Origin of the sequence: Candidatus Accumulibacter phosphatis (genome assembly GCF_000024165.1) — a bacterium.
In the GTDB taxonomy this organism is placed as follows: Bacteria; Pseudomonadota; Gammaproteobacteria; order Burkholderiales; family Rhodocyclaceae; genus Accumulibacter; species Accumulibacter phosphatis.
On sequence record NC_013194.1, the window covers coordinates 4,426,606 to 4,440,560 of the forward strand.

The 13,955-nt window shown below is 65.8% G+C and carries 8 protein-coding genes; 2 read left to right on the forward strand and 6 right to left on the reverse strand.

The window, feature by feature from the left end:
- Positions 1 to 5: 5 nt before the first annotated feature.
- The 3 genes from CAP2UW1_RS19245 to CAP2UW1_RS24140 form a co-directional block, all read right to left on the reverse strand.
- On the reverse strand, positions 6 to 3,386 hold the full coding sequence (locus CAP2UW1_RS19245; protein ID WP_015768295.1) for a transglutaminase family protein: 3,381 nt from the start codon (positions 3,384 to 3,386) through the stop codon (positions 6 to 8).
- A gap of 128 nt (positions 3,387 to 3,514) precedes the next feature.
- A complete protein-coding gene (locus tag CAP2UW1_RS19250) occupies positions 3,515 to 6,115 on the reverse strand; it encodes a [protein-PII] uridylyltransferase (protein ID WP_015768296.1) in 2,601 nt (866 codons plus the stop codon).
- Positions 6,112 to 6,540, reverse strand: a complete 429-nt coding sequence (locus CAP2UW1_RS24140) for a hypothetical protein (protein ID WP_015768297.1) — start codon at positions 6,538 to 6,540, stop codon at positions 6,112 to 6,114. The genes CAP2UW1_RS19250 and CAP2UW1_RS24140 overlap by 4 nt, the downstream gene beginning before the upstream one ends.
- Positions 6,541 to 7,060: 520 nt before the next feature.
- Here CAP2UW1_RS24140 and gltA point away from each other — a divergent pair.
- Positions 7,061 to 8,395, forward strand: coding sequence for a citrate synthase (gltA, locus tag CAP2UW1_RS19260; RefSeq protein ID WP_015768298.1), 1,335 nt, complete (start codon positions 7,061 to 7,063; stop codon positions 8,393 to 8,395).
- Between the two features lie 60 nt (positions 8,396 to 8,455).
- On the opposite strand, the gene CAP2UW1_RS19265 is transcribed toward gltA, so the two are convergent.
- The 3 genes from CAP2UW1_RS19265 to CAP2UW1_RS19275 all read right to left on the reverse strand — a co-directional run bounded on the left by CAP2UW1_RS19265 (position 8,456) and on the right by CAP2UW1_RS19275 (position 11,488).
- Positions 8,456 to 9,343 (reverse strand): HDOD domain-containing protein, encoded by an 888-nt coding sequence (locus CAP2UW1_RS19265; RefSeq protein ID WP_015768299.1) that lies wholly within the window; start codon positions 9,341 to 9,343, stop codon positions 8,456 to 8,458.
- A 186-nt stretch (positions 9,344 to 9,529) separates the two neighbouring features.
- Positions 9,530 to 10,777, reverse strand: a complete 1,248-nt coding sequence (locus tag CAP2UW1_RS24800; RefSeq protein WP_015768300.1) for a pseudouridine synthase — start codon at positions 10,775 to 10,777, stop codon at positions 9,530 to 9,532.
- A gap of 171 nt (positions 10,778 to 10,948) precedes the next feature.
- Entirely contained in the window at positions 10,949 to 11,488 is a 540-nt protein-coding gene (locus CAP2UW1_RS19275; protein ID WP_015768301.1) for a glycine zipper family protein, read from the reverse strand.
- A gap of 475 nt (positions 11,489 to 11,963) precedes the next feature.
- Here CAP2UW1_RS19275 and CAP2UW1_RS19280 point away from each other — a divergent pair, with 475 nt between their 5' ends.
- Positions 11,964 to 13,919 carry a flagellar assembly protein A gene (locus CAP2UW1_RS19280; RefSeq protein WP_015768302.1) on the forward strand — a complete coding sequence of 652 codons (1,956 nt, stop codon included), beginning with the start codon at positions 11,964 to 11,966 and terminating at the stop codon, positions 13,917 to 13,919.
- Positions 13,920 to 13,955: the final 36 nt, after the last annotated feature.

The window sequence follows — 13,955 nt, forward strand, 5'->3', positions numbered from 1 at the left end:
GCTTTTCAGCTTCGTCGCAAGTCCAGTGTGAACGGGAAGCCGGCGTTGGTTGGCGCCGGCTGTACGTCGATCTGGCCGGGGCTGTGGCCGAACGGCGTGAAGCGCGCCAGACGGCGACCCTCGGCTTCGTTGGCGTTGACCGGGTAGCGGTCCGGGTTACGCCCGCCGGGATGCTCCACATGGTACTGGCAGCCGCCGAGCGAGCGCTTCATCCAGGTGTCGACGAGGTCGAAAACCAGCGGCGCGTGCACGCCGATCGACGGATGCAGCGCCGATGGCGGGTTCCAGGCCCGGTAACGGACGCCGGCGACGAACTCGCCGACCTTGCCGGTCGACCGCAGCGGCAGGGCGCGGCCGTTGCAGGCCACCACGTAGCGATCGCCGGCCATCCCGGTCGCCTTGACCTGCAGGCGTTCGAGCGACGAGTCGACGTAGCGCGCGGTACCGCCGACCGCACCCTCCTCGCCCATCACGTGCCACGGTTCGAGCGCATGTCGGACTTCCAGCGCGATCCCCTGCGCCGAGATGCTGCCGTGCACCGGGAAGCGGAACTCGAAATGCGGCGCAAACCAGTTGCTCTCCAACGGATAGCCGGCGGCGCGCAACTCGTCGATGACGTCGTTGAAGTCCTGCTGCACGAAGTGCGGCAGCATGAAGCGGTCGTGCAGCTCGGTCCCCCAGCGCATCAGTCGTTCGGGCGCGTAAGGGGTGCGCCAGAAGCGGGCGATCAGCGCGCGTAGCAGGAGTTGCTGAGCGAGCGACATCTGCGCGTGCGGGGGCATTTCGAAGGCGCGCATCTCGAGCAGGCCGAGGCGGCCGGTGGGCCCGTCGGGTGAGTACAGCTTGTCGATACAGAACTCCGCGCGGTGTGTGTTGCCGGTCGAATCGATCAGCAGATTGCGCAGGGCTCGGTCGATGCTCCAGGGCGCGACACACTCGCCACCGCTGGCGGCCGGCGGTGGGAACTGGCTGAAGGCGATCTCGAGTTCATAGACCGAATCGTTGCGCGCCTCGTCGACACGCGGCGACTGACTCGTCGGGCCGATGAACAGGCCGGAGAAAAGATAGGAGAGCGACGGGTGGTTGTGCCAGTAACTGATCAGACTGCGCAGAAGATCGGGTCGGCGCAGGAAGGGCGAGTCGAGCGTCGTCAGGCCGCCGAAGACGAAATGGTTGCCGCCACCGGTGCCGGTATGACGACCGTCGAGCATGAACTTCTCGGTCGTCAGCCGCGACAGGTGCGCGACTTCGTAGAGATGGGTCGTGCGGGCGACGAGTTCGTCCCAGGTAGCCGACGGCTGGATGTTGACTTCGATGACGCCCGGGTCGGGAGTGACGCGGAAGTTCGTCAGTCGCGGATCACGCGGCGGCTCGTAACCTTCGAGAATCACCGGTGAAGCGAGCGCCGCGGCGGTGGCCTCGACGGCGGTGACGAGTTCGAGGTAGTCGTCGAGCGTTTCTGTCGGCGGCATGAAGATGTAGAGAACGCCGTTGCGGGCCTGTGCCGAGATCGACGTGCGCGTGACCAGCGCCGCCGACTCCAGGTGCTGTGGCGGGCGATCGATGCCGTCGCTGGCGTGCGCGCGGGAATTTGCGTCACGGTCGAGCGCCTGCCTGGCAAAGCCTTCGCCGGTGACCGCGGCCTCTTCGGCAGCCAGACTCTCGCTGTGGCTGACGGCATACTGGGCGCGGATCTCGGCGTGCGGGCGCAGGGGTGCGAAGCTCTGGGTCGGGTCGGGGGCATGGATGTAGGGATAGTCGTCGCGGGCGACCCAGGGCTGCGAATCGAGCGGCAGCCGATAGCCGATCGGTGAGTCACCCGGGACGAGGTAGCAGCGGCCATCACGCAGGAACCACGGTCCGCTCTGCCAGCGACCTTGTGCGCGTACCACCGGCAGCACGTGACCGATCGCCTGATCGAGCCCCTGGCGGAAGACCTGGGCGAGCCGTCGCCGTTCGAGCGGGTCTTCGAGGCGGGCGTCGAAAGGATCGACGTTGGCGGGCAGGCGGTGTTCGCGCCACAGGTAGTAGTAGACGTCCTCGTAGGCCGGGAAGACGTACTTGGGGTCGATCGCCAGGGCTCCGGCGAGGTGCTTCAGGAAGCGCCCGGCGAGCACCTCGTCGGCACCGTAGTCGCGTGTCTCGTCGGCATAGAGCGCCGGATCGTTCCACACCGGCTCCCCGTCGCAGCGCCAAAGGCAGTTCAGCGACCAGCGCGGAAGCTGTTCGCCGGGATACCACTTGCCCTGGCCGAAATGCTGCAGGCCATTCGGCGCGTACTTCTCGCGCAGGCGGTGAAAGATCTCGGCCGCCCGGACACGCTTGGTCGGCCCAAGCGCCTCGGTGTTCCATTCGGCACCATCGTGGTCGTCGATCGAGACGAAGGTCGGCTCGCCGCCCATCGTCAGGCGAACATCGTCATCGATCAGGTCGGCGTCGATCTGGTGGCCAAGCGCCTCGATGGCCTGCCACTGCTGTTCGCTGTATGGCCGGGTCACCCGCGGTGCTTCCCAGACACGCTCGATGCGCATGCGGTGTTCGAACTCGCATTCGCATTTCTCGGTGAAGCCGGTGATCGGCGAAGCCGAAGACGGCTGCGGCGAGCAGGCGAGCGGAATATGCCCCTCGCCGGCGAACAGGCCGGAGGTCGGGTCGAGGCCGATCCAGCCGGCGCCCGGCAGGTAAACCTCGCACCAGGCGTGCAGGTCGGTGAAATCGTGGTCGGTGCCGGAAGGTCCGTCGAGCGACTTGACGTCGGGGACCAACTGGATCAGATAGCCGGAAACGAAACGCGCGGCCAGCCCGAGATGGCGCAGCACCTGCACCAGCAACCAGGCCGAATCACGGCACGAGCCGCGGGCAAGTTTGAGCGTTTCCTCGGGCGTCTGCACGCCGGGCTCGAGGCGGATCACATAGCCGACCTTGCCCTGGATTTGCCGGTTGATATCGACGAGGAAGTCCACGCTTGGGCGTGGATCCGCCGGAACCGTATCGAGAAAGTGGCGCAACAGCGGCGTCAGCGGCAGGCGGTGCAGGTAGGGCTCGAGTTCCTCCTGCTGCCAGTCCTCGTACTTGAAAGGAAAGTTGGTCGCGTAGGGCTCGGGGAAGAAGTCGAAGGGATTGATCACCGACATTTCGGCAACGAGATCGACTTCGACGCAGAACTCGCGCGTCTTCTCCGGGAAGACCAGACGCGCCAGGTAGTTCGCCTGCGGATCCTGCTGCCAGTTGATGAAATGCTGTGCCGGCGTGACCTTCAGCGAGTAGCTGAGGATGGGGGTGCGCGAGTGCGGCGCCGGCCGCAGGCGGACCACCTGCGGCGAGAGACTGATCAGGCGGTCGTAGCGATAGTGGGTAACGTGATTGAGGGCTACATGAATGGACACGGTCGGCTCCAGGGCAAATGATCAGAATACTCAAAGCAAAAAGCTTACCACGCCGGATCCGTCCTGAAAGCGGTCTGGCGGCGATGCATGCCCTTCGTTGGTGCGCAGCGCAGCGGTGGCTGGCCGACTCAGATCTGCAGATGCTTCAACAAATCGGTCTCCAGGCGGACCCGGCCAGCGCTTTCCTCGAGTTCGCTACCGCTGATCAGGAAGGTGTCTTCCACCCGCTCGCCGAGCGTCGCGATCTTGGCGGTGTGCAGATTGGCATGGTGCTCGGCCAACTGTTTGGCGACGATGAACAACAATCCCGGGCGATCGGCAGCGACGACGGTGAGCACGAACAGTTTCCCGGTTTCGTCGGGTTCGAGGCTGACCAGCGGCTGGATGCTCACCAGGGGTTGCAAAGGGAAGTGCTTTACCTGCCGGGAGATGCGCCCAGTCGCCGGCACGTCTACCGGCGCCTGGTGAGACAGCCGCTCGGCGAGTTCGTGCTCGACGTAGGTGATCATTGCGCGATCGCTGTCACGGTCGCTGATGTCGAAGAGGATGAAGGTGTCGAGCGCGTAGCCATGGCGGGTGGTGTGGATTCTGGCGTCCACGATGTTGTAGCCGGCACGGCTGAAGAAGCCGACCATGCGTAGAAAGAGGTCGGTCTGATCCTGCGTATAGACCATCACCTCGAGTCCCTCGCCGAAAGGATTGAGGCGGGCCTTGACGACCGGCTGCGCGCTGTCGACGCAGTCGTGCAGCGTATCGGCGTGCCAGGCGATTTCCTCGGCCGTCTGGCGCAGGAAATACACCGTGTCAACCTCCTTCCACAGACGCTCGTGTGCCGCGTCGGGCAGCGCCAGATAGCGCATCAGGCGCAACGCTTCCTGCTGGCGGTGGGCGATGGCACCCTCGGGCAGCGGCGGTGCCTCGCGCGACAGCAGGAAACGCCGCGTGGCGGAGAACAATTGCTCGAGCAACTGGCCCTTCCAGGCATTCCAGACCTTCGGGCTGGTACCGCGGATGTCGGCAACGGTCAGCAGGTAGAGGGCGATCAGGTGACGTTCGTCGCCGACGATGACGGCGAATCGGGCGACCACAGCAGGGTCGGAGATGTCCTGCTTCTGGGCGATGCGGGACATCACGAGGTGCTGGCGCACGAGCCAGACGACGAGTTCCGTGTCCTCCGGGGCGAGCGAGTGTTCGTCGCAGAATTGCTTGGCATCGACCGCGCCGAGTTCGGAGTGATCGCCGCCGCGGCCCTTGGCGATGTCGTGAAAGAGCGCTGCAATGTAAAGGATCCACGGATCCCCGAGATCGCTGATCAGGCGTGTGCACAACGGATACTCGTGAGCGAACTCCTCCATCGTGAACCGGCGCAGGTTGCGGGTTACCTGCAGGATGTGCTGATCGACCGTGTAGACATGAAACAGGTCGTGCTGCATCTGCCCGACGATCTGTCCGAAAGCGGGCAGGTACCGGCCCAGGATGCCGAACTGGTGCATGCGGCGGAGTTCCAGGACCAGGCCGCGCCCTTGCTTGATGATTGCCAGAAAGCGGGAACGGTTGTCCGGGTTGTGGCGAAACGCGTCGTCCACCAGATCGCGCGCGCGCCAGAGGGCGCGCTGCGTGCGTGCGCTCATCTGATTGAGGTCGCTGTGTTGCTGGCGCAGCAGGAAGGCCTCGAGGATGGCCTCCGGCGTGTCGACGAAGACGCCTTCGTGGACGACGTCGAGCAGATCGTGCGTCTTCTGGAAGCGCTCGTTGATCGGCTGTGGCGGTTCGTCCGGAAGCGGAAAAAGCGCGGCACCGATGTTCTGCAGGACGATGCTGTTGATCTGGGCGATCGTCCTGGCGGTCCGGTAGTACTCCTGCATCAGTTGCTCGCTCGACCGGCTGGCGGCAGTGGCGGTGAAGCCGAGGCGTTCGGCGAGAGCGGTCTGGTACTCGAAGAGCAGGCGGTCCTCGCGGCGCCCGGCGTGCAGGTGCAGGTGTATGCGCAGACGGCGCAGGAAGGCCTCGCTCTGTTCGAGAAGCTGCCCCTCCTCGTCGGTGATGAAACCGAGCTTCTCGAGATCGTGCCAGCACCTGCCGTAGTCGGCTGCCTGGGCAATCCAGAGAATGACCTGCAGGTCGCGCAAGCCACCCGGTCCGTCCTTGCAGTTGGCTTCGAGGCTACAGGGCGTGTCGCTGAAGCGCTGATGACGATCTTCCTGTTCCATGCGCTTGGTCTGAAAGAAGGCGCGCCCATCAAGACTTCCCTTGAGCAGCGAACGAAACCCCTGGAACAGGGTGCTACTGCCGGCGAGCAGTCGCGCCTCGATCATCGCGGTCTGTACGGTGGTATCGCCGGCTGCCTCCTCCAGGCACTGTTCGAGCGTGCGCACGCTGTGGCCGGTCTCCAGTCCGATGTCCCAGAGCAGGCAGACCAGCCGTTCGAGTTGTGCCGTCAGCACCTCGCCGGGTAGCTCCGGCAGCAGGATCAGCAGATCGACATCTGACGCCGGATACAGCTCGCCTCGACCGTATCCGCCGACTGCCACCAGCGCCAGCGAGGGCGGCAAGGAAAGCTCGCTCCACAGTTCCTGCAGGATTTCGTCGACCAGACGGCAGCGCTCGTGCAGCAGCAGCGGTGCATCACCAGCGGCGAGAAAGCGATCGCGCAGCGCTTTCTGCTCATCCTGCAGGCGGCTCCGCAAGCGAGCCATGAGCGTGCCGTGCAGCGCCATTTCCACTTTCATCGCGCGTCTACCGCGGCGCGCGGCCTGGCTGCGGACAGAGCCAGGCGCGGTAGAAAAGGCATGGGTGACAGGGCCCTGCCATGCCCTTCGCCACGGCCGCCAGTCCGGGTACCGCCGGCGGAGGCCGGCCAGGCCGAGACAGCGGAGCTGACCGGCGCCAGCCAGCGCTTCGCCAGCCGTGACCAGCATGCCAGTCCGTCATGCAGCAGCAGCCAGGGCCAGACCAGCGGCGGGTTGCTGCGCCAGCGTTCCTTCTCCAGCAGATACAGGAGGTTCTGCTGGGCAGCGCCCCAGTAGCACGACGTGTCGCGCTCGCCAGTCACTGCCGCCGCCTGCCGGCAGGCCTCGTCCCACAGCACGGCGGCACGGGAATCGCTCACGGTGGCTCGACGGGCAAGCCAGGGAAGAATCTTGGGCATTCTCATCGGTTAACTCCTCTGATCAGGGTCCGCACCGGCTTCGCGGCAGATGACACCTCGGCGACCGCCCTCGCAGGGCGACTGGGCGCAAAGCCATTTCGGACAGACAGGACTGCCAAGCAAAATTCGTGCAAGGCTTGCGTCTGGGTAGGCATGCGTCTTGCTTGACACTGTCCGACGGCAGCGCGCTGCCTGTCCGCCGAGCGATGCCAGCGCGGCGTGTCGCGGGCGGAATCGTCGTCCTGACGGGTCGGCGTTGGCTTGGCGTCGCCGAGTGGGTGCAGGGCACCACCGATCGACGGCACAAAGCCGGTGCGCGGCTTGTGCGGGAATCCCCAAGACGGGGCGGCAGGTTCCGGCGCTGCCCGCAGCCACAGACTGGCAGGGCTACCGGCAGTTGCGTCGAGCCGCCCTGGCGGTTGTTGACAGCGGGTGCGCTTTGGCCCGCGAGTGGTAAGGACGCGCGCCGGCTACCACGCTGGCCGTCGTCTGCTGTGATGCTGATCAACCGAAAGAAAGGAAAGCGATGAACAGCGAGCGCAAGGCCATTTTGACCGTTGCCGGGGAAGACCCCGTGTCTTTTTCCGTCCTGGCGCCCACGCATGGCAGGGACTGCCTCGACATTCGCACCCTGGGCGCCAGGACCGGTTTCTTTGCCTACGATTCGGGCTTCGCGTCTACGGCAAGCTGCAAGACAGCGATCACCTTCGTCGACGGCGAGCGGGGCGAACTTCTCTATCGCGGCTACCCGATCGAGCAACTTGCCGAACAGTGCGGCTTCCTCGAGGCAGCTTATCTGCTCAAGAACGGCGAGCTACCGAACGCCGCGCAACTGCAGTCCTTCGCGTCGGCCGTTCGCGAGCACACGCCGGTGCACGAACAGATGGTGAAGCTGTACCAGGGCTTCCGGCGTGACGCGCATCCGATGGCCGTGATGGTTGGCGTGGTCGGAGCCCTGTCGGCGTTTCATCATGACGCGGCGGACTTCTCCGATGCCGCGCAGCGCAGCCTCAGCTTCCACCGGCTGGTCGCCAAGATGCCGGCGATCGTGGCGATGGCCTACAAGTACACGATTGGCGATCCGTTCATGAATCCGCGCGCCGATCTCGGCTACGCCGCCAACTTCATGCACATGATGTTCGCGACGCCGTGTGAGGAGTATCGGCCGAACCCGGTACTGGTGCGCGCTCTGGACCGGCTTCTGCTGCTCAATGCCGACAACGGCCTCGATGCGTCGACGGCGACCGTTCGCATGGCCGGTTCCTCAGGCGCCAACCCGTTTGCCTGCGTGTCGGCGGCGATTGCCTGCCTGTCTGGCCCAGCGCACGCTGGCGGCAGTGAGGCGAGCCTGGCCTTGCTCGAAGAAATCGGCGACGCGTCGCATCTCGGTGAATACATCTCGCGGGCCCGCGCAAGGGCCAGGGCCCATCCGGACAGCGATGGCTTTCGTCTGGCGGGCTTTGGTCACCGGGTGTTCGTGGACCACGATCCGCGCGCGCAGTTGATGCGCGAAGTGTGCCAGGAGGTGCTGAAGGAGCTCGATCTCGAAGACGATCGCCTGTTCAGGCTGGCGATGGCGCTCGAACGGATCGCTCTCGAAGATCCTTGGTTCGTCGACAAGCGAATGTACCCGAACGTCGACTTCTACTCGGGCATCGTTCTCAAGGCGATCGGTGTGCCGCCGTCGATGTTCACCGCCATCCATGCGCTGGCCCGCACGGTTGGCTGGATGGCGCAGTGGGAAGAGATGCTGGCCGATCCCGAATACAAGATCGCCCGGCCGCGCCAGCTCTATTTCGGCATCCGCCGGCGCGAGATGACAAACCTGTCGTTGGCGCAACCGGCGCACGCGGAGCCATGACCGCCCAACTGCCCGGACGCGCGGCCGTGCGTCAGCGCTGACGCTCCGGCACGGCAGCCGTCACGCCAGGCGATTCGGCGACGCGCTTCGCCCGGCCGCCGGCCCGGACATCAATCCGGGAAGGAGTTCGGGCGGTAGCTGCAGGCGTGCGAGCAGCGTTTCGCGACTGATGTGAAGCAGCTTCTCGATGGCGGCGAAGTCGTCGGGAATCGCCGCATCGGTCCAGCCGTCGACCGAGTGGCGCGCCAGATTGACGGCCAGCTTGACGTTCTGCACCCTGGGCAACTGCCCGTTGCCGTCGTCCATCAACGTGGTCAGCAAGGCAGGCAGGTGCCAGACCTCACAGAGGGCCAGTTGCAGGTCGGCCAGCGGAAAGCCAAGGACCTGCTGCTGGACGCTGGCGCTGCGCAGGTTTCGGTCGGCGTGCAGCAGCGAGCGAATCTCCATGGCCAGTTCGGGTGCGAAGCACCACAGCAGGATCTCGGCGAGGTCGTGCAACAGCGCAGCGAGTGCCACTTCCTCGACGTTCATGTCGTGGCGGGCGAACGCCCACTCGTGCGCATAGCGCGAAGCGCGCTGCGCGCGTAGAACGACCTGCAGCATGCCCAGCAACGCTTGCGGCTGCTGGCTGAGCATGCTCTCTATGGCAAGTGGTTTCTCGAACGTGCGGAAGAAGGGCTCGACACCGAGCATCATGACGGCGCTGGCGATGTTCGTGATGTCGCTGCGCAGGTGCTTGCTGCCGACGGACTGGATGAAAGCCACTACGCGCACGGCGAGCAGTGGATCCTGCAGCACGATGTCGGTGATGTCGCGGCCATTGACCCGCTCGACCTGTTGCCGAGCCTTGTCCAGGCGGCGCACCGTCTGACGAAGAATCGGGATCTCGGCATCGCTGACGAGCATCAGCCAGCCGGCAAGGTCCTGTGGCAAACGCTTGTTGAGCATTGACGTTGCCTTCGCAAAGGCGTCAGACAAGCGCGTCGACCAAAAGGTGCCGGACGGCGCGCACGGGGTTCGGCAGATGGTAGCGGCAGCCTTGCGCGCCCGCAAGTGCTGACTGCCAACGCCGCTCGCTGGCCAATGCAGCCGCCGCCTGGGCCCCCCGTGGGGTCCACAGCGGCAGGCTCCGCTTCAGAAGCGTTCGTCGGGCCGCAAGTAGCGCCATTGCCCCGGCGGCAGCTTGCCGAGCGATACGCCGCCGATACGAACGCGCTTGATGTCCGTCACCTGCAGGCCAACCAGTTCACACTGGCGCTGGATCTGTCGCTTTCTGTTCTCATGCACGACGAAGCGTAGTTGCTGTTCGCTGAGCCATGACACCTGAGCTCGTTCGAGTCTGACGTTGTCCAGCGACAGTCCGTGCCGGAGCAGTTGCAGACCATCGGGCGACAGCTCGCCCTGCACGCGCAGGTGGTATTCGTTTTCCAGGCGCGCGCCACCGCCGGTCAGGCGGCGTGCCACGCTGCCGTCCTGCGTGAACACCAGCATTCCGTGTTCCTCGGTGTCGAGTTTGCCGGCGACGGCCAGACCACGCAGGTGACTCGCCTGAAAACGACGGCACGTGCCGTCTTCAGCCCAGTGCGTGTCAGGGCGGATGAGCGTGGCGATCGCGGCAAGGCCAGCGTCGGGCGCTGCCGCGTCGCCGATCGGCTTGTTGAACACGATGGTGACGCTGGCCGTCTGGTGTTGGCTGGCGGCGTTCGTGATCTCGATCTTCGCCTTGGGGCTGACGCGTGCGCCCAGGCGGGTGACGACGACACCGTCCACTGTCACCCAGCCATTCTCTATCCATTCGTCGGCTTCGCGCCGCGAGCAGAGGGCCAGCTGACTCACCAGCTTCGACAGCCGTGGCGGCTCCTTCGCCAGGCCGCGTTGGCGGTCGCCGGCAGTCGCCGCTTCCGGCATGGCCGTGGCAGGTGGAGTTGGTTCGGCCGGCGCCGGTGGCGGCCTGCTTTCAAGCATCGCCGGCAAGGGCTCGCCCACTGCGTCCTGCGCAACTCGAACCGGCGGCGCCGCGCGCACGCCGGTACTGCGGGCGATGCCGCGTGGAGGATAACTTTTGGCAGGCCTGGCAGGGCTGGCAGGGCTGGCAGGCTGGGCAGCCTGGGCAGCCTGGGCAACCTGGGCAGGCCGGGCGGTCTTGCCCGGTTGATCGGCAACGCGAGCGCCGGTGGGGCTGTCCTCGGCTCCCTTGTCTGGTGCATCAGTGCGCTGCGGCCGTTGCCCCGCGCTGGCCGGCACGCGGTTGTCGCGATCCACTTTCTGTGGCCACCTCGTCGTCGCCTTGCTGCCCCCGCGGATCGGCTTGCGGGTTGGCGACCGGTCGACCGGATGGGTGGTGACGGTGTTTCGCGGCAGTTTCAGTATCGAGCGGGGCATGGCGAGTCTTTCCGGCGGGCTGGCCGCGTAGTTTACGCCAGAAGCCGTCCCTTCTCCCACTCGCCGCGGCAACCGGCGGTCGCTCTCCTTGCGGCGAGCCTGTTCCGTTGGCCCGGCGGGCGCGGCGGCCGCGCAGTGGTGGACCGCTGGCGAGCGCAGGCGCAAGGGAGCTTAACGTGGTGGCGGTGGCGGGGATCCCGCGGGCGGACGCGGTGGCGGCGGGCCGGCCGGTGGTGGGGGGGGCGGCTGGTAACCGTCGGCACTCCCGTCCTTCACGGCGACGCCTCCGATCACCGGAACCTTGTGGCCGCGCGCGTACATGCACTGTACGTAACTCTGGTCATAGCGTTGCTGCAGCGCCTGACTCGATGCGTTGGCAGCGCCAACTCCCGCCGTGCTGCCCGCCAGCAGGCCGACGCCGGCACCGACGGCGGCTCCCCGCGAACCGTTGATGGCTGCTCCGAGCGCCGCCCCGACAAGCGTGCCGATCGCGGCACTCGCCGCACCGGCATCGACGGCCGCCTGCGCAGGACTCTGCGGTCCGATCGCCTCGCGGGCGTAGCTCCTGCACATGGCGTCGTCGGCCCGGAAGGTCTCGAAGCGCTGGCCTGATCCCGGCAGGGCAGTGACGCTCGGGCCCTCCGGCGGTAGGCTGACACAGCCGGCGAGCACACAGAGCAACAGGGGCGCGAATCGGCATGGGCTGGGCATGGGTAGTCTCATCAAGAGGATCTGTCGACTTTCTGGTTGACGACGCCCTTGCCCTGAGGACACAGCGAGTCGCACGTGTTTTGCGGCGGGCATCCTTCCCATAACGCAGCCGCCGCCGACAGGCTGACGTGCGGCAAGGACTTCATCGCGCGCAGCCGATGCTCGTCTCTTTTGCAGTCAGCTGGCACATGCGACCCCTCAGGAGGTCTGCACCTTTCCGTTCTGAGGCGATTGCGGGCACAGATCGTGCTGTCGGCGGCCGTTTCTGGTACGCTCGCAGCGATGGAGGTGTCGTCGCGACGAGCGTCACCGATCAGCCGGGTGCCCTGCCCTGACTGGTTTTCGCGGCAGCTCGCGGGGTGCGGCGCGACACCCTCCCTCGACCTGATTCGACAGGCCTCACCGGCGGCTGCGCGGACGCAGCGGACGCTCGTGAGCGTGCCGGGTCAGCCCCGACCATGATCTGTTTGCCGCCATGCCAGAACATCCTGCAAGTGCCATCGGCAATCTCGCCGACCTCGAGGAAGGACAGATCGCGCTGTCGCGATTCATCGTGCAGCATGAGCGTGGTTTGTACGTCAAGCGGTCGCGCCTCGAGTCGGCAACGGACTTCCTCGATTTCGTCAATCGTGTGGTGGGCGTCGGCCTCTACTTCCGGGCTCTCGATTATTCCCAGTTCATCGCGCTCCTTTACGACGATCCGCCGGGCGACGGCAAGGAGGTGGCCGACGAAGTCTTCGTCGCTGCCGACATCACGTGTTTTCAGCCCGAACGCCAGGCGCTCTACAAGGGATTGCGGATCGAGAATGGCGAGGTTGCGTACATGTTTCAGCCGGTCTACCTCGAATCGGTGATCGATCGGACGGTGATCCAGGAAAGCGAGGATGGCCGCCAGGTGGTGAGTGGTGGCGGCCAGCACTCCAGCGAGGCGCGCACCCAACTCGACATCGATGAGTTCATCGCCAGTGCCTGGGAAAAGGGCGTGCGCTTCGGCATCGATGTCGCGGCGGTTCAGGAGGCGATCCAGCTCGACAAGCCGGTGCGGCGGGTGGTGGCGCGCAGTCGGCCATTCGTGCCGGGCAAGGACGCCGAAATGGTCGAGCAGGCGGCGGGCCTGCGTCGCAACAACGCCCCACGCCGGCTTCTCGGGGGACGCGTCGATCTCCGCCAGTTCGAAACCCGCTATCCGCAAGTGGCCGCCGGGATACGCCTGGTGAAGAAGGTGCCGCGCACTCCCGGGGTCGACGGGCGTGACATCAGTGGCGAAGTCCTGCCGGCGCCCGCACCCAGGGACTTCGACCTGGAGAGCATGGCGGGTCCCGGCACGTGCGTCAGCCGCGACAAGGATGGCGAGTTCCTGGTGACTTCCGTGAATGGCTTTCTCCACATCGACACGCGCACCAACCAGTTCTCGGTCGCCGACAAGATCGTCAGCCATGAGGGGGTCAGTGCGCGCACCACCGGCGATCTCCTGCTCACCGGCGAAATCTACGAGCAGCACGGTGAGATCCAGGAGAAACGCATCGTCAAGTGCCGCAGCATCACGGCCTACGCCGACGTCTTCGGCAACATCGTGTCGGCCGGCGGGGTCGTCCATCTGAAGCACAATCTGGTTGGCGGCAGCGCCAGCAACGACGACGGCGACATCCTCGTCGATGGCGTCGCCTCGGGATCGACGCTGACCGCGCAGCACGGCTGCATCAACGTCAAGCGGGCGGACAACTGTGTGATCATGGGCAGCCAGGTAATCATCGGCCACGCGACGAACTGCGAAATCGTCGCCGACGACGTCAGCATCGATGTTGCCGAAGCCTGCGCGCTGGCCGGGAAGACCCTCCATGTACGGCATTCCCAGTCGCGTCGGGAGCTTGACAGCGTCCTGCTGGTTCTCTTGCCGGACCTGTCGAGCTACGAGGCGAAGATTGCCGCCCTGCAACAGAAACGCGCGGCGGTGACGGCGCAGGTGGCGGGACATCGCCAGAAGATCGATGCCTTGCGCGGTGAGAAGGAACTGGCCAGCTATCTTGCGCTGGCCGGCAAGTTGCGACGCCACGAACTGACCCTGAGCGCCGAGCAGCAGGTCGGCTGGCGCAGGCTCTCGGCCCAGGTCGCACCTCTCCTGCGTACTCTGAGTCAGCTCAGCGAAGTGGTGAACGAGATGGCGGCAGAGGCAAGCGGCCTTGCCGTGCAGATCGATGAGGTGGGGGTCAGCAAGGAAAATGCGTGCAGTGGGGTCGCGTGTACCGTCGACAGCGTGGAAGGCGAAACACGCGTCAGCACGCTGCTCATCCGGTTGGCCGAAACACCGCTGACGGCGCTGACGGGCAAGGATCTGAAGGCCCGGTTGCGGCGCACCGACGGCGCGACGAGACTTCTTTTTACCGGAGCGACGGGTAGCTTTGCCTGGGCATTGCGAACGCCGCCGGCCTGATGCACGGCGGCGGCCGGCAAGCGACGAGGGTGAGCG